This is a genomic window from Rhodococcus sp. D-6, assembly GCF_040256695.1.
GTDB classification, from domain to species: Bacteria; Actinomycetota; Actinomycetes; order Mycobacteriales; family Mycobacteriaceae; genus Rhodococcus; species Rhodococcus pyridinivorans.
The window spans coordinates 609546-628619 of the sequence record NZ_CP132970.1; the positions used below are offsets into that span (position 1 = coordinate 609546).

Consider the following 19074-nt stretch of genomic DNA (forward strand, 5'->3'; position numbering starts at 1 on the left):
GCCACAATGAGGCCATGCCGTTGACGTTCTTCCCCGGGTCGGTCGGCCGGGTCCACTGGCGGTGCCGGACCGTCGACGACGCGAGAGCCGGTGTGGTGTTCGCGCACGGTTTCGGGCAGCACACCGGGCACTACCACCGTTTCGCCTCCGGCCTCGCCGCCCACGGCATCGCGTGGTGGGGACTCGACCTCGCCGGACACGGGCTCTCCGAAGGAGAACCCGGCTCACCGGGCAACGTCGAGTTCCACGCCGAGGACTTCGGCGTGCTCACCGGCCTCGCCGCCGAGTCCGGTCTGCCGCTGGTGGTGATGGGCCATTCGCTGGGGGCGGCGACGGTCCTGACGGCGCTGGATGCCGATCCCTCCGGTGGTAGCCGCCTCGCGGGCGTCGTGCTGTGCGGTACGCCGCGCACCGCGGCCCTGCCGGAGACGGCCGAAGCGCTCGGCGCGAGCGACCTGCCGGTCCTGCTGGTCCACGGCGTCGACGACCGACTGGCCCCCATCGACCCGGTACGCGAGTGGGCGTCGTCGCTGCCCGGGGCACAGTGGTGCGAGTATTCCGATGCCGGGCACGACCTGTTGCACGAACCCGTACATCGCAGGGTGACTTCGGATATTGCCGCGTTCGTGGGCGACGTGGCCGGCCGGATTCCCAGATTCCCCGAGAAACGACCGGGCCCCTCGCGGTGACGAGGGGCCCGGTCGACGGTGTGGAACCTCAGTTGTAGATCGCTGCGATCTCGGCGCCGTGCTTGTCGTGGATGATGTTCCTCTTGAGCTTGAGCGTCGGGGTCAGCTCGCCGCTCTCGACGCTGAAATCGGTCTCGAGGAGGCGGTACTTGCGGATCGCCTCGGCCTTCGAGACCTTCTTGTTGGTCTCGGCAACCGCCTCGTCGATCTCGGCGATCAGGTCGGGGTTCTTGATCAGATCGGCGACCGTGGTTTCCGCCGGCAGACCGTGTCGCTCGAGCCAGCCCGGCAGCGCCTCCGGATCGAGGGTGATCAGCGCGCCGACGAATGGCTTGGAATCACCGACCACGATGACCTGGCTGATCAGCGGGTGGGCGCGCAGCGAATCCTCGAGGACGGCCGGGGCGACGTTCTTGCCGCCCGCGGTGACGATGAGTTCCTTCTTGCGGCCGGTGATCGAGATGAAGCCGTCCTCGTCGATCGCACCGATGTCGCCGGTGTGGAACCAGCCGTCGCGGATGGCTTCGTCGGTGGCCTTGTCGTTCTGCCAGTAGCCGTCGAACACCTGGGGGCCCTTGAGGAGGAGCTCGCCGTCCTCGGCGATCTTCGCGGCGCAGCCGTTGAACGGCGTGCCGACGGTGCCGATCTTCTGGGCGGCCGGGGTGTTCATGATGATGCCGCCGGTGGTCTCCGTCAGGCCGTAACCCTCGTAGATGGTGACGCCGACACCGCGGAAGAAGTGGCCGAGACGTGCGCCGAGTGCGGCGCCGCCCGAGACGGCCCGGGTGACGTTGCCGCCGAGCGCGGCCTTGAGCTTGCCGTAGACCAGCTTGTCGAAGACGAAGTGCTGGATCTTCAGGCCGAGGCCGGGGCCGCCGTTCTCGAGGGCCTTGCTGTACTCGATCGCGACCTCCGAGGCCTTCTCGAAGATCTTGCCCTTGCCGCCGTCGTAGGCCTTCTGTTTCGCCGAGTTGTAGACCTTCTCGAACACGCGGGGCACCGAGAGGATGAAGTTCGGCTTGAAGACCGCGAACTGGTCGAGCAGCGTCGTCAGGTCGGAGGTATGACCGACGGTGACCTTGCTGTCGAATGCCGCGAACGAGATCAGGCGCGCGAAGACGTGTGCCATCGGGATGAACAGCAGGGTGCGCTGGCCCTCGTGCATCGAGTCGGGCAGGGCCAGGCCGCAGGCCGCGGACTCCGAGGCGAAGTGGCGGTGCTTGAGCTGGACGCCCTTCGGCCGGCCCGTGGTGCCGGAGGTGTAGATGAGGGTCGCCGCGGATTCGGCCGTGACCGAGTTGCGCCGTTCCTCGACCTGCTCGTCGGTGACCGCTGCGCCGCGTGCGATGAGCTCGTCGACCGCGCTCTTGCCGCCCGGCGCCGGCTCGATCTGCAGGACCTCGCGCACGGTCGGGGCGTTCTCGGCGACCTCGCGGACGGTGTCGACGTGACCGGAGTTCTCGACGATGAGCAGCTTGGTCCCGGAGTCCTCGAGGATCCACTGGGCCTGGTCGGCCGACGACGTCTCGTAGATCGCCACGGTGGCACCGCCCGCGGCCCAGATGGCATAGTCGAGCAGGACCCATTCGTAGCGCGTCGCCGACAGGACCGCGACGCGGTCGCCGAGCTCGATACCCGACGCGATCAGGCCCTTCGCCACGGCGCGCACCTCGGATGCGAACTGGCGGGCGGTGACGGGAACCCACTTGCCGTCGACCAGTCGCTCGAACGGCACGAACTCCGGCGACTCCTTCTCGTGCCGGAAGACGCTGTCGGCCATCGACGTGTTCTCGGGAATCGAGAACGACTGTGGTACGGCAATCTCACTCACTGTGACCCCTCCATCGTTAGGTGCTGTCGGTGTGCATTGCATCACACGTCGTTGGGAAATGCATTACCCTCGGACCGCTTTGCCCCCTTTTTACAGTCCGATAGGCAGTGATCCAGGTAACAATGCTACCCGCCGGTAACGAGGATTGCCACTATCGGATCGTCTCGTCGGATTTCCCGGTACCGGAAGTACCAGTATTTCGGAGAAGGAGAATCGCTTCGTCGTCGCCGAGCTGATGAAAGTCGTCGTAGGCGGCGCCGACGCTGTCGGTGTCCACCGGCGTCCACGGGCAGATCACCTCGTCGGCCGTCCGGCCGGCCCGGCGCAGTGCGTCGGGGGAGGCCACCGGCACCGCGAGGACGACCCGGGTCGCTCCGGAGGCGCGCGCGGCGAGGCATGCCACCGCGGCCGTCGCACCTGTGGCGATGCCGTCGTCGACGACGATCGCCGTGCGGCCCTCCAGCGGCACCCGGGTGCGACCGGCACGCAGGCAATCGGCACGTCGAGCCAGTTCGGCCAGCTCGCGTCGCTCGACGGCCGCCACGGATTCGGGGGCGATCCGCCCGCGCCGGATCACGTCGTCGTTGAGGACCCGGAAGACGGCGTCCTGCGTGGTCGATTCCCCGGCGGTTCCGGGACCCGGTCCTTCGGCGATCGCGCCCATCGCGAGTTCGGGATGCCAGGGCACGCCCAGTTTGCGCACCACGAGGACGTCCAGGGGCGCATCGAGGGCTGCGGCGAGTTCACGGGCGACGGGAATGCCGCCGCGAGGTAGTGCGAGGACCACCGGGTCGGCGTCGCGCAGGTGCCCGGCCGACCGAGCGAGTCGCCGGCCTGCCTCCTCGCGTGTGGCGTACCCCACACCTCCAGTATGGGACGGTCCGCCCGGGCGGGCGAGCATTCACCGCCCGGACGGACCGAGGGGATCTCGGTCGAGCTCGCCCGACAGGTACGAGTGGTAGGCGGGCAGATCGAGCTGGCCGTGGCCGGACAGGCCGATCACGATGACCTCGGGTTCGGTGAGGCCCCGCGCGTACTCCGCGGCCGCGGCGATCGCGTGCGACGACTCCGGCGCCGGCACGATGCCCTCGTTCCGGGCGAAGAGCACCGCCGCGGAGAAGGCATCGGTCTGTGCCACGGACTGTCCCTGCACGTAGCCGAGCTCGACGGTGTGGCTGAGCAACGGCGCCATGCCGTGATATCGCAGCCCGCCGGCGTGGATCGGATCCGGGATGAAGTCCTGGCCGAGGGTGTGCATCTTCAGCAGCGGGGTCAGACCCGCGATGTCACCGTGGTCGTAGCGGTACTCGCCGCGGGTGATCGACGGGCACGCCGCGGGCTCGACGGCGACGACACGCGTGGTCGCCCGCTCGTGGATGACCTCGCGCAGGAACGGGAACGACAGGCCGGCGAGGTTCGAACCGCCGCCCGCGCAACCGAAGACGACGTCGGCCTGGTCCTCACCCGCGGCCCGCAGTTGCTCCACGGCCTCGAGGCCGATGACGGTCTGGTGCAGCACCACGTGGTTGAGCACGCTGCCGAGGGTGTAGCGGGCGGCGGCGTCCTTCACTGCGACCTCCACGGCCTCCGAGACCGCGATGCCGAGCGAGCCGGGTGTGTCCGGGTGCTCGGCAAGGACGGCGCGACCGGCCTCCGTCAGGTCGGACGGGCTGGGATGTACTGTGCCGCCGTAGGTCTCGATGAGGAAGCGGCGGTAGGGCTTCGAGTCGTAGGAGGCGCGGACCTGCCACACCTCGAGATCGATACCGAACTTCGCGCACGCGAACGACAGGGCCGAACCCCACTGTCCGGCACCGGTCTCCGTCGTGAGCCGGGTGACGCCGTCGAGCGAGTTGTAGTAGGCCTGTGCGACCGCCGAGTTCACCTTGTGGCTGCCCACCGGGCTCACGCCCTCGTACTTGACGTAGATGCGGGCCGGGGTGCCGAGTGCCTTCTCGAACGAGCGGGCGCGGAAAAGGGGCGTGGAGCGGTAACCGGCGTAGACCTCGCGCACGGCCTCCGGGATCTCGATGTCGGTCTCGGTCGACAGTTCCTGCTCGATCAGTCCCGAGGCGAACAGAGGTGCGAGATCGTCGGCGGTGATCGGTTCGCGGGTGCCGGGGTGCAGGTGCGGCGGCGGGGCCACCGCGAGGTCGCCGACGATGTTGTACCAGTGCGTCGGAATACCCGAATCGGCGACGGACGGGGGTGTCGCGGACGCGTGCGCGGAGGGGGAAGCCGTCACTGTGGAATCCTTCGGTCGGGGACGGTGAACCTGCCCAGTGTGACGCGCCCCGGGTGCCGGCGACGGGGTGGGGTGGGTCATTGTTCGCGCGCTCGAGCCCAGGTCGCGGCCGGGTCCGGGCGCGAAGAGGTGGGTTCATCCGATAAACTGCTGGTCAAATGAGTGATATTCAAGACGCCCCCGACCAGGAGACCGCAGCTCTCACGTTTGCCGATCTCGACATCGATGCACGTGTGCTGCAAGCTCTTTCGGATGTGGGTTACGAGTCCCCGTCGCCGATCCAGGCGGCGACCATCCCACCGCTGCTGGAGGGACGGGACGTCGTCGGTCTCGCTCAGACCGGCACCGGCAAGACCGCCGCCTTCGCGGTGCCGATCCTCTCGCGTATCGACACCTCCGTGAAGCGGCCCCAGGCGCTGGTGCTGGCGCCCACCCGCGAGCTCGCGCTGCAGGTCGCGGAGGCTTTCGGTAAGTATTCCGTCCATATCCCGGGCCTGTCCGTCCTGCCCATCTACGGCGGTCAGGCATACGGTGTACAGCTGTCCGGTCTCCGCCGCGGCGCCCAGGTCATCGTCGGCACCCCCGGACGTGTGATCGATCACCTCGCCAAGGGCACCCTCGACATCTCCGAACTCGAGTTCCTCGTCCTCGACGAGGCCGACGAGATGCTCACCATGGGCTTCCAGGAGGACGTCGAGCGCATCCTCGCCGACACCCCCGACACCAAGCAGGTCGCGCTGTTCTCCGCGACCATGCCGGGCGCGATCCGCCGGCTGTCGAAGCAGTACCTGAAGGATCCGCAGGAGATCACCGTCAAGTCGAAGACGACGACGTCGGCGAACATCTCCCAGCGCTGGGTTCTCGTCTCCCATCAGCGCAAGCTCGACGCGCTGACCCGAATCCTCGAGGTCGAGACCTTCGAGGCCATGATCATCTTCGTGCGCACGAAGCAGGCCACCGAGGACCTGGCCGAGCGCCTGCGCGCCCGCGGTTTCTCCGCCGCCGCCATCAACGGCGACATCGTGCAGGCCCAGCGCGAGCGCACGATCAACCAGCTCAAGAACGGCACGCTCGACATCCTCGTCGCCACCGACGTCGCCGCGCGTGGTCTCGACGTCGAGCGCATCAGCCATGTCGTCAACTACGACATCCCTCACGACACCGAGTCGTACGTGCACCGCATCGGCCGCACAGGCCGCGCCGGCCGCACCGGCGACGCGCTGCTGTTCGTCGCTCCGCGCGAGCGTCACCTGCTCAAGGCGATCGAGCGGGCCACCCGCCAGCCGCTCGCCGAGATGCAGCTGCCCACCGTCGAGGACGTCAACGCCCAGCGCGTATCGAAGTTCAACGACTCGATCACCGAGGCGCTCGCCTCCGATCACCTGCAGCTGTTCCGCACCTTCATCGAGGACTACGAGCGTGAGCACGACGTGCCGCTCGCCGACATCGCGGCCGCGCTGGCGGTGCTGTCTCGCGACGGCGAGTCGTTCCTCATGGAGGCCGAACCCGAGCCGGTCGCACCGCCGCGCCGCGAGCGCGAACCGCGCGAGCGTCCGCCGCGTCGCTTCGACGACGGGCCGAAGGTCGGTCGCGACGGCCAGGAGATGACCACCTACCGCATCGCCGTAGGCAAGCGTCACCGCGTGCAGCCCGGTGCGATCGTCGGTGCCATCGCCAACGAGGGCGGACTGCGCCGCGGCGATTTCGGGCACATCAGCATCCGTGCCGATCACAGCCTCGTCGAGCTGCCGAAGGATCTGTCGCCGCAGACCCTCGACGCGCTGCGCTCCACCCGCATCTCGGGCGTGCTCATCCAGCTGCAGCCCGACTCCGGCGCACCGTCCGGACGTCCCAGCTCGTATCGCGGACGCGACGACCGTCGCGGCGACGATCGACGCGGGGGAGACCGTCGCGATCACGGCAAGCGCGATCGTGGCGGCAAGCGCGAGTACGGCGACAGCCGTGGCGGCCGCTCCGGCGACTTCACGCACCGCAGCGACCGCAACGATCGTGGTGGTCGCGGCGGATACCGCGACTGAGACCGCCGGCCGATCCACTCGGCCGGGACGTCGGCGGTGGCACCGTCGACGTCCCGGCGCTCATGCGTCGAGTATGGGGGCTCCCACCGATACCTTCGGTCCCGAATCGGCGAACTGCGTGCGGTACAGCTCCGCGTAGCGGCCGCCCGCCGCCAGGAGATCGTCGTGGTTGCCGCGTTCGACGATGCGCCCGGCCTCGACGACCAGGATCTCGTCGGCGGCGCGGATGGTCGACAGGCGGTGCGCGATGACCACCGACGTGCGACCCTCGAGCGCCTCGGTCAACGCCTCCTGCACAGCGGCCTCCGAGGTCGAATCGAGATGGGCGGTGGCCTCGTCCAGGATCACCACCCGCGGATGGGCGAGCAGCAGTCGCGCGATCGTCAACCGCTGACGCTCACCACCCGAGAGCCGGTAGCCGCGTTCGCCGACGACCGTGTCGAGTCCGTTCGGTAACGACGCGATCAGGGGCTCGAGGCGTGCGCGACGTAGGGCGTCCCACAGTTCGTCCTCGCCGGCTTCGGGGCGGGCGAGCAGCAGGTTGTTGCGGACCGTGTCGTGGAACAGGTGACCGTCCTGGGTGACCAGCCCGACTGTCGCGCGGATCGAGTCGGCGGTCAGTTCGCGGACGTCCGCTCCGCCGAGCAGCACGGCGCCGGAATCGACATCGTACAATCGCGGGATCAGTTGTGCGATGGTCGATTTGCCCGCGCCGGACGATCCGACCAGTGCGACCATCCGGCCCGGTTCCACGCGGAACGACACGTCGCGCAGCACCTCTTCGCCGCCCCGCGAATCGAGCACCGCCACCTCCTCGAGGGAGGCGAGCGAGACCTTGTCGGCGGACGGATACGCGAAGGTGACATCCCGGAGTTCCACCGAGACCGGACCGTCGGGCACCGGCCGGGCGTCGGGCGACTGCTCGATCAGCGGCTTCAGATCGAGGATCTCGAAGACCCGCTCGAAGCTCACCATCGCACTCATGACGTCCATGCGAGCACTGGCCAGCGCCGTCAGCGGCGAGTACAGGCGCGTGAGGAGCATCGCCATCGCGACCACCGAACCGGGATCGAGCTGATCGCGCAGGGCATAGAAACCGCCGAGGCCGTAGACGAGTGCGAGCGCGAGTGCGGACACCAGCGTCAGGGCCGTGACGAACACGCTCTGCAGCATCGCGGTGCGCACGCCGATGTCGCGGACCCGCTTCGCCCGGACGGCGAACTCCCTCGACTCCTGCGCCGGACGGCCGAACAGCTTGACCAGGGTGGCGCCCGGAGCCGAGAACCGTTCGGTCATCTGCGTGTTCATCACCGAGTTGTGGTTGGCGGCCTCCCGGCTGAGCTGCGCGAGCCGGGCGCCCATGTGCCGGGCGGGAATCACGAAGATCGGGAGCAGCAGCAGTGCGAGAAGGGTGATCTGCCAGGATATCCCGATCATCACCACCAGGGTGATCGCGAGGGTGACGATGTTGCCGACCACGCCGGACAGGGTGTCGCTGAAGGCACGCTGCGCACCGATGACGTCGTTGTTCAGGCGCGAGACGAGCGCGCCCGTACGGGTTCTCGTGAAGAAGGCGACCGGCATGCGCTGCACGTGGTCGAAGACCGTGGTGCGCAGATCGAGGATGAGATCCTCGCCGATGCTCGCCGACAACCAGCGGTTCGCGATCCCGAGGCCGGCCTCGATCAGTGCGATCGCGGCGATGATCACCGCGAGCAGCACCACGACCGAGACCGCAGCGCCGTCGACGATCGCGTCGATCACCCGCCCCGCGAGTACCGGTGTCGCGACGCCGAGCGCCGCGATGGTCACGCTCAGGACGAGATAGAAGGTGATGTTACGGCGGTGCGGCCGGGCGAACTCGGCGATCCGCCGCAGGCTCGCTCGGGAGAATGGCCTGCGGTCGCTCTCGGCGTGCATCGCGTTGTACATCGCGTTCCACGCGGTGACTTCCATGCTCATGGTGTCGGCCTCCTCGGGTCGCAGCCGAGGCTAGGACCTCGAGTGCGCTCGAGGTCAAGCCTAGGCTCGCACCACGACAGGACGAGACGTCAGCGGGCCACGTCGATCACCACGCGGGTCGGTCCGGTGAGGGAGTACACCGAGAACGGCGTGCCGTGCGCGGCGACGCCGATAAACGACTGGGTGACACCTTCGAAGACACCGGACCCGCTGACCTCCACCACGGATCCGCCGGCATCGGCGAGCACGGGATCCGGGCCGTCGTACTGCTCGACACCGCTGTCGAACGGATAGGCCGAGCCGTCGATGAGCACCTGCAGCACGGCGTCGCCGGCGACGGGGACCTCGTTGCCGCTGCCCTGCTGGAGTGCCTCGTCGACGTAGCCGACCCGCCACCCCGGTGTGCCCTCGCCGCCGAGTTCGTAGACCACGCGGTCGAAGCCCTCGTGACGTCCGGTGCGGATGTCGACGACCGTGAGTTTTGCGCCCTGTCCGGCCGGGGAGACCTTCTCGCGCGCGTCGCGCGGGACCTCGTCGGAGGTGGTGGTCTCGGGAGCCGAGGACGTCGGCGTGTCGACCGAGACGGCGGGGGAGGGTGCGGGCTCGTCGGCACCGGCGGAGCATCCCGCCAGGACCAGTGCTGTTGCGGTGACGGCCAGGGCGAGACGCGTGTGCTTCATGGGACTCATGGTACGTCGGAGCTCCCGTCGGCCACTGGCGACGCTCGCGGGGGTTGACCGGATCGAGACGTGAGGCGCACAATTCATCCGAGGATGATTTCAACACTCGATGAATTGAGTGGATCATGGCCATCGACCACATCTCCGACGCTGTCGACATCCGCGATCTGCACGTTCGGCGTGGCACCCATCGAGCTCTCGAGGACGTGAGCGTGCGCGTCCCGCGCGGGGCGATCACCGGACTGCTCGGCCCCTCGGGCTGCGGGAAGACCACCCTGATGCGCACGATCGTCGGCACCCAGATCGTCGAATCCGGCACGGTCACGGTGCTGGGCCTGCGCGCGGGCAGCGCCGAACTGCGCAGCCGCATCGGTTACGTCACCCAGTCGCCGAGCGTCTACCCCGACCTGACCGTCACCGAGAACGTCTCCTATTTCGCCTCCCTCTACGGGCGGAAGGGCGCCGCGGTCGCCGACACCCTCGCGGCGGTCGGGCTCACCGACCACGCCGGCAACCGGACGGCGGCCCTCTCCGGCGGTCAAATGGGCCGGGTGTCGCTCGCGTGTGCGCTGGTGGGCGATCCCGAACTGCTCGTGCTCGACGAACCCACCGTCGGACTCGATCCACTGCTGCGCGCCGAACTGTGGGAACACTTCCGCGCACTCGCCGACCGCGGCACCACCCTGCTCGTGTCGAGCCACGTCATGGACGAGGCCGGCCACTGCGACGAGCTCGTCCTCCTGCGCGAAGGCCGGCTGGTGGCCCAACTGACCCCGGCCGAGCTGCGCGAACAGACAGGGGAAACGGGCCTCGAGAACGCCTTCCTCCGACTCATCCGGAACCGGACGGGAGCACGACCGTGAGCGCCGTCATCTATGCCACCACGACCACCCGCATCCTGCGTCAGTTGCGAGCCGACCATCGCACCGTCGCGATGATCGTGCTCGTCCCGAGCCTGTTGATGACGCTGCTGTACTTCATGTACCAGAACGCGCCCACCGGCCCGGGCGGAGTCTCGCTGTTCGACCGGATCGCCGTCACGATGCTCGGGATCCTCCCGTTCGTCGTGATGTTCCTGGTCACCTCCATCGCGATGCAACGCGAACGCAGTTCGGGCACCCTCGAACGGCTTCTCACCACACCGCTGACGAAACTCGACCTGCTCGCCGGTTACGGCAGCGCCTTCTCTCTCGCGGCGGCCGTCCAAGCCGGTCTCGCATGCGTGGTGGCCTTCTGGCTGCTCGACGTCACCAGCGCCGGATCCGTGCTGTGGGTGCTGGTCGTCGCGGTTCTCGTCGCCGTCCTCGGGGTCTCCCTGGGGCTGCTGTGCAGCGCCTTCGCCCGCACCGAGTTCCAGGCCGTGCAGTTCATGCCGGTGATCGTCATTCCGCAGTTCCTGCTGTGCGGGTTGCTCGTCGCCCGGGACGATCTGCCCGACTGGCTGCGCTGGATCAGCAACGCACTGCCGTTGAGCTACGCGGTGGAGGCGCTGCAGGAGATCACCGTGAATCCGGGGGTCACCGCCGTCATGGTGCGGGATCTGATCGTCGTCGCGGCGTTCGCCGCCGCGGCCCTCACACTCGGTGCGGCGACGCTGCGCCGTCGCACCCCGTGACGAGCGAGGCCGGGACGCGGCGCCCCGGCCGCCGTCCCGGGAACTCGGGCGCGCGCGGTGACATCCTCGCGAGCGCCCGGGAACTGTTTGCCGCCAACGGTTTCGACAAGACGACGGTGCGTGCGGTAGCGGCCCGTGCAGGGGTGGACCCGGCGCTCGTGCACCACTACTTCGGCACCAAGCTGCAGCTGTTCACCGCGTCCATCGCGCTGCCGGTCGATCCGCGCGACGTCCTCGCCCCCGTCTACGCGGCCGAACCCGAGGATCTCGGCCGTGCCCTCACGACCGCCCTTCTCGGTGTGTGGGACTCCCCGCACCGCGACGCGGCCGTGGCGATGTTCCGTGCGCAGATCGCCGGGGGCGACAGTGGTCTGATCCGCTCGTTCCTGCTGGAAGTCGCGCTCGCACCGCTGTTCGAGCGTATCGACCGTCCCGTCGGCACCGGCCGGCTGCGGGCCGAACTGGTGGCCACCCAGATGACCGGGATCATGCTGGTGCGCTACATCATCGGACTCGAACCGCTCGCGTCGATGTCGTCGGAGCAGCTCGTCGAGATCGTCGCCCCCACTGTGCAGCGCTATCTGACCGGCGACCTGCCCGGCATGTGACCGCAGCTTCGGAGGCGTGCGCTTCGGTCGGAGACAGAGGCGCGCCGTCGACACGGTGCATCGGTCCGCGCACGACGCAAACGTAGAACGGAGTGTGTCGTCAGGTCGAGTGCTCCCGCAGGAAGGCGATGTCCTCGGCGAGTCCCTCCGCCGGGGTCTCGAGCACGATCGGTGCGTCGGCCTGCACCGCGATCTCCGCGAGCAACTGCGGATCGATCTGCCCGTCGGCGAGATTGGCGTGCCGGTCGCGGGCCGAATCGAACTCGTCACGCGAATTGTTCAGGTGCACCAGATCGATCCGGCCGGTGACCGCACGCACCCGTTCGACGACACCGACGAGATCCTCACCGCCCGCCCAGGCGTGGCAGGTGTCGAGGCAGAAGCCGGGACCGTAGTCGCCGATGGCGTCCCACAGACGTCCGATCGCGTCGATGTAGCGGGCCATCGCGAAGTCGCCGCCCGCCGTGTTCTCGACGAGGATCGGCACCCCGAACCCGCCCTTGTCCTCCTGCCGTTCGAACAGCTTGCGCCAGTTCTCCACCCCGGCGGCGACGTCCTCACCCGCGCGCACGTGCCCGCCGTGGACCACCAGCCCGAGCGCACCGATACGCGCGGCCGCCTCGGCGTGGTCGGCGACGGCCTTGCGCGACGGCATCCGCACCCTGTTGTTCAGGCTCGCTACGTTGATGACGTACGGCGAGTGCACCACCACGTCGACGTCCGATGCGAGGATCTCCTCGGTGCGCGGATGCTCACCGGGCTTCGTCCATTTCTGCGGGTCCGACAGGAACACCTGCACCAGATCGGCACCGAGATGTTCGCCCTGACCGATGGGATCGTCGTCCTGCCGGACGTGCGCACCTATCCGCATGTGCCACAGGTTAGGGCAGTGTCCCGCCGACCGGGACCGCAATACCCGGACGTGCCCGGAATCTGCTCGACTCCTCGCATGGGCACACTCGAAGGCGGCAAACTCGACGGCAGGGTCGCGCTGATCACCGGCGCAGGTCAGGGGGTCGGTCAGGGGGTTGCGTTCGCGCTGGCCCGCCAAGGTGTGGCCATCGCGGTCGCCGGCCGGACCGAGTCGAAGCTGATCGACACCGCCGAGCAGATCCGCGCCTTCGGTGGCACCGCCGAGCCGGTCGTGTGCGACATCGCCGATCCGGATGCGATCGCCGCCGCGGTGGACCGCACGGTCAGAGCCTTCGGAGGTGTCGACATCCTCGTCAACAACGCGAGCTTCAATCCGCTCGGGCCGCTGCTCGACCTGAAGCCGGCCGTGCTGGAGAAGGCGTACCGCTCGGGTCCGCTCGCCGCGCTGCACGCCATGCAACTCGTCCACCCGATCATGAAGGAACGCGGTGGCGGGTCGATCGTCAACATGGTCACCTCCGCCGCGGTGCGCTGGGACGCGAGTGGTTACGGCGGCTACGCCTCGACCAAGGAGGCACTGCGGTCGCTGACCCGCACCGCGGCATCCGAATGGGGAGTCGACGGCATCCGAGTCAATGCCATCGCCCCGCACGCCCTTTCGCCGGGCCTGAAATGGTGGACGGAGAAGAACCCGGAGGAGGCCGCCGAGTTCGTGCAAACCATCCCGCTCCGCCGCATCGGCGACCCCGAAGAGGACATCGGGCGCGCCGTGGCGTGGATTGTGAGCGACGACGCACGCTATCTCACCGGCGCGACGATCCCGCTGGACGGGGGTCAGGCACGCTGGGCCTGAGCCACCGCCCCGGCATACACCCGTATCCCCGAATCGAAGATCGGGGTCATCCCCGATGGTGCGGTGGTCCCGGCACCGGGAAGATGGGTGCATGCCACTGCACTCGGCCCCAGCAGCCCGCGCCCAGGACCTGAAGAAGATCTACGGAACCGGAGAAACCGCGGTACACGCCCTCGACGGTGTGACCGCGGATTTCGCCGCCGGTGAGTTCACCGCGATCATGGGCCCCTCCGGATCGGGCAAGTCGACCCTCATGCACTGCCTCGCAGGTCTCGACAGCGCGACCTCCGGAGCGGTCTTCATCGGCGACACCGATCTGACGACCCTGTCCGACAAGGGGATGACCCAGCTGCGGCGCGACCGCATCGGCTTCGTCTTCCAGGCGTTCAACCTCGTCCCCACCCTCACCGCGCTCGAGAACATCACCCTGCCGGTGGACATCGCGGGCCGCAAGATCGATCAGGAATGGCTCGACACCGTCGTCACCCGTCTCGGTCTCACCGACCGTCTCGGACACCGCCCCGGCGAACTGTCCGGTGGCCAGCAGCAGCGTGTCGCGTGCGCGCGTGCCCTCGCGGGCCGGCCGGAGATCATCTTCGGCGACGAGCCGACCGGCAACCTCGACTCCCGCTCGTCCGGTGAGGTGCTGTCCATCCTGCGGGCGGCCGTCGACGAGTTCGACCAGACCGTCGTGATCGTCACCCACGACCCGCGCGCCGCCGGCTACGCCGACCGCGTGGTGTTCCTCGCCGACGGACGCATCGTCGACGAGATGCGCGAACCGACGGCCGAACGAGTGCTCGACAGGATGAAACAGTTCGATCCCGCCTCCGCGGCTCCCGTGGCGGAATAGGAGACACCGCGATGAGTGGGAATCCCATCCGCAGGGTTGCCCTGCGCAACCTCGCCGCACACAAGGTGCGGCTCGCCCTGACCGTGCTCTCCGTGGTGCTCGGCACGGCCTTCATCACCGGTTCGTTCGTCTTCACCGACACACTGCAGCGCACCTTCGACGGCATCTTCGGCGACGTCGCCCAGGGCGTCGACGTCCGCGTCAGCACCGAGCAGTACGGCACCAGCGGTGTCCCGATCGAGGCCGTCGACCAGGTCGTCGCCCTCCCCGGCGTCGAGCGCACGTCCCCGTCGATCGGTGGCGGCATCATCGTCCTCGACTCCGAAGGCGCCGCGATCCAGACCGGCGGCGCACCCGCCGAGGGTTACGCCTACATCCCGCCCGACCGTCTCGTCGGCGAACCGGAGACCTTCGTGGCCGGTGGACCACCCGCGGAGAGCGGGCAGATCGCGCTCAACGAGAGCGCGGCCGAACGCGGTGATCTCTCGATCGGCGACAGCACGACCGTGCTCACCATCTCGCAGGGCATGGTGCCGGTGACCGTCAGCGGCATCTACGAACTCGAGACCGACACCGGCGGCTACATCGGTGCGTTGTTCACCGAGGAACAGGCATCCCAGCTGTTCACCGACGGCCGGCACATCGGCTTCCTCGACGTCGCAGGCGACGGTTCGCTCTCGCCCGAGCAGCTGCGCGACGAGATTGCGGCAGCGCTGCCCGAGCTGAAGGTGCAGACCGGAGCCGAGGTCACCGAGGAGACCAAGTCGCAGGTCGCCGAGGCCCTGAACTTCCTCAACTACTTCCTGCTCGCGTTCGGCGCGATCGCACTGCTCGTCGGCACGTTCATCATCTACAACACCTTCTCGATGATCGTCGCCCAGCGACTACGCGAACTCGCCCTGCTCCGCGCGATCGGCGCGAGCCGCAAGCAGGTCGGCCGGTCGGTCACCCTCGAGGCCTTCGTCGTCGGTCTGATCGGCAGCATCATCGGTATCGCCGCGGGCGTCGCGCTCGCCTACGGTCTGCGCGCGGCACTGAACGCCGCGGATCTCGGACTGCCGTCGGGCCCGCTGCAGTTGTCCCCGCGCACCGTGATCGTCGCGCTGCTCGTCGGCGTGGTCGTGACGATGGTCAGCGCCTACGCCCCGGCGCGGCGCGCGACCCACGTTCCGCCCGTCGCCGCGATGCGCGAGGAATCCACAGCGACCGTCGAGTCGCTGCGCATCCGCACGATCATCGGTGTGCTCTGCGCGATCGTCGGTGCGGCACTCGTCGTGGTGGGCGCACAGCAGGTCGGTGGCGGCGCGGCCGCGACCGTCGGTATCGGCGCCTTCCTGCTGATCCTGTCGGTGCTGTTCGCGGCGCCGGCGTTGTCCCGGCCCGTCGTGAACGCGCTCGGTGCGGTCTTCGCTCGGCCGTTCGGGGCGATCGGCCGGCTCGCGCGCACCAATGCGACCCGCAATCCGCGTCGCACCGCCGCGACCGCGTTCGCCCTCACCCTGGGGCTGATGCTCGTCTCCGTCATCGGGGTGTTCGGGTCGTCGGCGAAGGCCAGTGTCGACGCGCTCGTCGACAACGGGGTCGAGGCGGACTTCATGCTCACCGGGCCGCAGATGTTCGGTGTCCCGGCCCCCGCCGCCGAGGCGGTCCGCGGAGTGGACGGCATCGAGGAGGTCGTGCCCGCCTACGGCGTGCAGGCCAAGATCGACGAGGACTTCGAGTTCGGCACCGGAGCGGGCGGGCCCCTCCAGGACGTTCTCGACCTGGACATGGTCGCGGGAGCCTTCGAGGTGACCGGGAACGAGATTCTCGTCTCGCAGGCCTCGGCGGACGACCACGGCTGGGAAGTGGGCTCCACCGTTCCGCTCACCAGTCGCGACGGCGACACCGTCGACACCACGGTCGCCGGCATCTTCGCCGACAACCAGCTGATCGGTCCGTGGGTCGTCTCGCAGGAGCTGTTCGAGCAGTTCACGCCGCCGAACAACCGGTCGGCGCTCGTCGTCCTCATGAACACCGTCGACGGGGCCGATCCGGAGACCGTGCGCGCGTCGATCGAGGAGGCCGTCAAGGACTACGTGATCGTGCAGGTCCTCGACCGTGAGCAGTTCAAGGGTCAGCAGGCGCAGCAGATCGACATGCTCCTCGCGATCCTCTACGGCCTGCTCGCCCTCGCCGTAGTCATCGCCATCCTCGGCATCGTCAACACCCTCGCGCTGTCGGTGGTGGAACGGCGGCGGGAAATCGGCATGCTCCGCGCCGTCGGTATGCAACGCGCCCAGGTGCGTCGCACGATCTACCTGGAGTCGCTGCTCATCGCGGTCTTCGGCGCGGTCGTGGGTGTCGTGCTCGGTCTCGCGTTCGGCTGGGCGTTCGTACGCACCCTCGCCGATCAGGGACTCGACATCATCTCGGTGCCGTGGTCGCAGGTCGTCGGCATGCTCGTCGCGTCCGGCATCATCGGTGTCCTCGCGGCGCTGTGGCCCGGCCAGCGTGCGGCGAAGACGCCGCCGCTCGAAGCGATCAGCGACATGTAGGCAGAAAGTGCAGGTGGACACGAGTTGTCCACAGGCAGTGGAGTTGTCCACAGCGGCCGGCCCGCGGAGCATTCCGCGGGCCGGCCGTCGTCGGTGCCCCTTATGCTTCCGCGGCAGGGGGTGGTGGTGTGCAGGTGGACGATCTGGCGGGGTGGGATCCGGATGCGCTCGAGCGCACGGCGACCGAGCTCGCGGCATGTGCCGATGCCGTCGACGCCGTGGCCGGCGACGTCGCGCGGTCGGCGTCCTTCGGCGACGCCTGGAGCGGTGCGGCGCATGACGGAGCGACGTCCGCATTCGCCTCGTACGGGCGGGATCTCGCGGCACAGGCCGAGTCGTATCGGCGCGTGTCCGCATGTGCGCGGTTCGTCGTGCCGCGACTGCGGGCACTGCACTCCGAACTGGGCGAGCTGCAGACCAGGGCCGCTGCGCGGGGTTTCCCTCTCGACGCCGACGAATTGCTCGCGGCGTCGCTGCGATCGCTGCTCGTCCGTGCCGATGGGCTCGACCGCGAGGCCGCCGCTCGCCTGAGTGTCGAATCCGAGCCGCCGGGAACGGTTCTCGGCGAACAGGGTCGACTACATACCGCGATCGCGCGGTCCGGATCGACGACGCTGCCGGTCCTGCCGGATCCGGCCACCGATCCCGTGCAGGTCGCGCAGTGGTGGAACGGTCTCGACGACACGGCACGCACCGCGCTGGTCGCCGAACATCCCGAACGGATCGGCGCCCTCGACGGACTACCCGCTGCGGTTCGCGATCTCGCCAATCGTGCCCTGCTCGACGACGAACGTCGCCGCCTCGAATCCGTCGCGACACAACTGCGGGCCGAACTCGACGCGATGTTCCTCGGTGGCACCGTGATCGACAGTCTCGGCGTCACCGGACTGTTCACCGACGCCGATGCCGGGCTCGAACAGACGGTGCGGAAGATCGAGGCCCTCGCCGCGATCGACGCGACCCTCGCCCACGGCGACCGGCAATTGCTCGCCCTCGACCTGTCCGGACGCGAAGCGATGGCGGCGGTGGCCGTCGGGGACGTCGACACCGCCGAGCACCTGGCCGTCTTCGTCCCCGGCGCCGGCTCGACCGTGCAGGGCAATCTGCAGGGCTACGACACGCAGGTCGCGGCGCTGCGCGACGCCGCTCGGCTCCACCTCACCGGCGGCGATCCCTCCGTCGCGGCGGTCACCTGGCTGAATTACCAGGCGCCCCAATGGGGATGGGGTCTCGCGTTCACCGAGCGCAGTCCGGTCTCCGACCTCGCCGCCCGGATCGCCGCGCCTCGCCTGGTCGACTTCCTCGACGGCATCGCGGCCTCGCGTCCCGACGACCCGCGTATCACCACGGTCGGGCATTCCTACGGGGCCGTCGTCTCTGGTCTGGCGCTGAGGGAGACCGGTGCGGTCGATGCCGCGGTGTTCGTCGGGGCTCCGGGGATCGGGACCGGCGACGTGACCGACCTACGGATCCCGCCCGGCTCCGCCTATCTCGTCGAAGCCGAGCGCGACATCGTCGCCGACGTCGGAACCTTCGGCGGCGACCCGAGCTTCCTCGACGGCCTGACGCATCTTCCCGCCGGTCCGGGCACCACCACCGCCGGAGTCCCGCTCGCGGGCATCACCGGCCACAGCTCGTATCTCACCCCCGGAACGTCGAGTTCCCACCACATCGCCGGTGTCGTCGCGGGCACCGCAGAACGGAGTACGCCGTGACCTCTGTGTGGAGTTTTCGGCTCGGGGCGTGCGTCGTCGTTCCGGCAGCACTGCTCGCGGCGTGCACCACCACGGTGACCCCGGTCGCGATGCCCGAACCGGTCGCCACGACCAGCGCGGGCGCGGTCGAGTTCTACACCGCCGTGCAGCGCGACGTCCTCACCGCGCTGTCCGCCGAGTTCCCCAGCGTGCGCTTCGAACCGAAGTACGCGAGCACCACCGCGGGATGCACGCTGCCCGACGGCACCTCGGGCCTGACGGTGCACCTCCCGATCCACGGCTCGGGCAGGCCGGTGCCGGTCGACGAACTAGACCGTGCGGCCAGGGTCTTCGAGGACACCGCCGCGCGGGCGGGCTTCCACGGTCGTCATGTGCTGCCTCCGGATACCGGTCTCGCCGTCCGGATGTTCGCGGCCGACGGCTCGTACATCACCTTCGGCAGTTACGTCGCCGCGACCGTCGGACTCACCGTCGGTTGTTACCCGGAGTAGGCCCGGTAGTCGGCTAGGCTCGTCCGAGCGACGGCCGCTCGGGCCGTCGTGATTCGTGCTGGCAGCCGTGGAGGGACGAACAG

Annotated in this window: 16 protein-coding genes; 10 read left to right on the forward strand and 6 right to left on the reverse strand. The window is 68.9% G+C overall.

The window, feature by feature from the left end; all coding sequences use genetic code 11:
• Window positions 1-14 precede the first annotated feature (14 nt).
• Window positions 15-689 (forward strand): alpha/beta fold hydrolase, encoded by a 675-nt coding sequence (locus RBB84_RS03015; protein ID WP_019288094.1) that lies wholly within the window; start codon window positions 15-17, stop codon window positions 687-689.
• A gap of 28 nt (window positions 690-717) precedes the next feature.
• Here RBB84_RS03015 and RBB84_RS03020 read toward each other — a convergent pair whose 3' ends face one another.
• The 3 genes from RBB84_RS03020 to RBB84_RS03030 form a co-directional block, all read right to left on the reverse strand.
• A complete protein-coding gene (locus tag RBB84_RS03020; RefSeq protein ID WP_039586272.1) occupies window positions 718-2520 on the reverse strand; it encodes a long-chain fatty acid--CoA ligase in 1803 nt (600 codons plus the stop codon).
• Between the two features lie 151 nt (window positions 2521-2671).
• Window positions 2672-3382, reverse strand: coding sequence for a phosphoribosyltransferase family protein (locus RBB84_RS03025; RefSeq protein ID WP_024103477.1), 711 nt, complete (start codon window positions 3380-3382; stop codon window positions 2672-2674).
• 39 nt (window positions 3383-3421) lie between these two features.
• Window positions 3422-4765: a TrpB-like pyridoxal phosphate-dependent enzyme gene (locus RBB84_RS03030; RefSeq protein ID WP_064255826.1), complete on the reverse strand. Its 1344-nt coding sequence runs from the start codon at window positions 4763-4765 to the stop codon at window positions 3422-3424.
• A 158-nt stretch (window positions 4766-4923) separates the two neighbouring features.
• Here RBB84_RS03030 and RBB84_RS03035 point away from each other — a divergent pair, with 158 nt between their 5' ends.
• Window positions 4924-6804, forward strand: a complete 1881-nt coding sequence (locus RBB84_RS03035) for a DEAD/DEAH box helicase (RefSeq protein ID WP_006553923.1) — start codon at window positions 4924-4926, stop codon at window positions 6802-6804.
• 60 nt (window positions 6805-6864) lie between these two features.
• Here the strand turns inward: RBB84_RS03035 and RBB84_RS03040 are convergent, their stop codons facing one another.
• The gene (locus RBB84_RS03040) at window positions 6865-8766 is read right to left on the reverse strand and encodes an ABC transporter ATP-binding protein (protein ID WP_064255825.1); all 1902 of its coding nucleotides are present in this window, start codon (window positions 8764-8766) and stop codon (window positions 6865-6867) included.
• An 89-nt stretch (window positions 8767-8855) separates the two neighbouring features.
• Entirely contained in the window at window positions 8856-9446 is a 591-nt protein-coding gene (locus RBB84_RS03045) for a hypothetical protein (protein WP_064255824.1), read from the reverse strand.
• A 125-nt stretch (window positions 9447-9571) separates the two neighbouring features.
• Here RBB84_RS03045 and RBB84_RS03050 point away from each other — a divergent pair, with 125 nt between their 5' ends.
• Genes RBB84_RS03050 through RBB84_RS03060 form a run of 3 tightly spaced genes read left to right on the forward strand, consistent with a single transcriptional unit; the run spans window position 9572 to window position 11669 of the window.
• Complete coding sequence (locus RBB84_RS03050; RefSeq protein WP_064255823.1) at window positions 9572-10309, forward strand: ABC transporter ATP-binding protein; 738 nt, start codon at window positions 9572-9574, stop codon at window positions 10307-10309.
• Window positions 10306-11061: an ABC transporter permease gene (locus tag RBB84_RS03055; protein WP_033097325.1), complete on the forward strand. Its 756-nt coding sequence runs from the start codon at window positions 10306-10308 to the stop codon at window positions 11059-11061. Before RBB84_RS03050 ends, RBB84_RS03055 begins: the two co-directional genes overlap by 4 nt.
• Window positions 11058-11669: a TetR family transcriptional regulator gene (locus RBB84_RS03060; protein WP_019288104.1), complete on the forward strand. Its 612-nt coding sequence runs from the start codon at window positions 11058-11060 to the stop codon at window positions 11667-11669. Before RBB84_RS03055 ends, RBB84_RS03060 begins: the two co-directional genes overlap by 4 nt.
• Before the next feature lie 100 nt (window positions 11670-11769).
• On the opposite strand, the gene RBB84_RS03065 is transcribed toward RBB84_RS03060, so the two are convergent.
• Window positions 11770-12540, reverse strand: coding sequence for a deoxyribonuclease IV (locus RBB84_RS03065; RefSeq protein ID WP_006553928.1), 771 nt, complete (start codon window positions 12538-12540; stop codon window positions 11770-11772).
• A gap of 78 nt (window positions 12541-12618) precedes the next feature.
• On the opposite strand from RBB84_RS03065, the gene RBB84_RS03070 reads away from it, so the two are divergent.
• From RBB84_RS03070 to RBB84_RS03090, 5 genes are all read left to right on the forward strand, one after another.
• Window positions 12619-13395: an SDR family oxidoreductase gene (locus RBB84_RS03070; protein ID WP_006553929.1), complete on the forward strand. Its 777-nt coding sequence runs from the start codon at window positions 12619-12621 to the stop codon at window positions 13393-13395.
• Between the two features lie 91 nt (window positions 13396-13486).
• Window positions 13487-14248: an ABC transporter ATP-binding protein gene (locus RBB84_RS03075; protein WP_006553930.1), complete on the forward strand. Its 762-nt coding sequence runs from the start codon at window positions 13487-13489 to the stop codon at window positions 14246-14248.
• An 11-nt stretch (window positions 14249-14259) separates the two neighbouring features.
• Complete coding sequence (locus RBB84_RS03080; RefSeq protein ID WP_033097327.1) at window positions 14260-16785, forward strand: FtsX-like permease family protein; 2526 nt, start codon at window positions 14260-14262, stop codon at window positions 16783-16785.
• Window positions 16786-16919: 134 nt separating this feature from the next.
• Window positions 16920-18500 (forward strand): alpha/beta hydrolase, encoded by a 1581-nt coding sequence (locus RBB84_RS03085; RefSeq protein ID WP_231911965.1) that lies wholly within the window; start codon window positions 16920-16922, stop codon window positions 18498-18500.
• Window positions 18497-18991 carry an LppA family lipoprotein gene (locus RBB84_RS03090; protein ID WP_019288108.1) on the forward strand — a complete coding sequence of 165 codons (495 nt, stop codon included), beginning with the start codon at window positions 18497-18499 and terminating at the stop codon, window positions 18989-18991. The genes RBB84_RS03085 and RBB84_RS03090 overlap by 4 nt, the downstream gene beginning before the upstream one ends.
• Window positions 18992-19074: the final 83 nt, after the last annotated feature.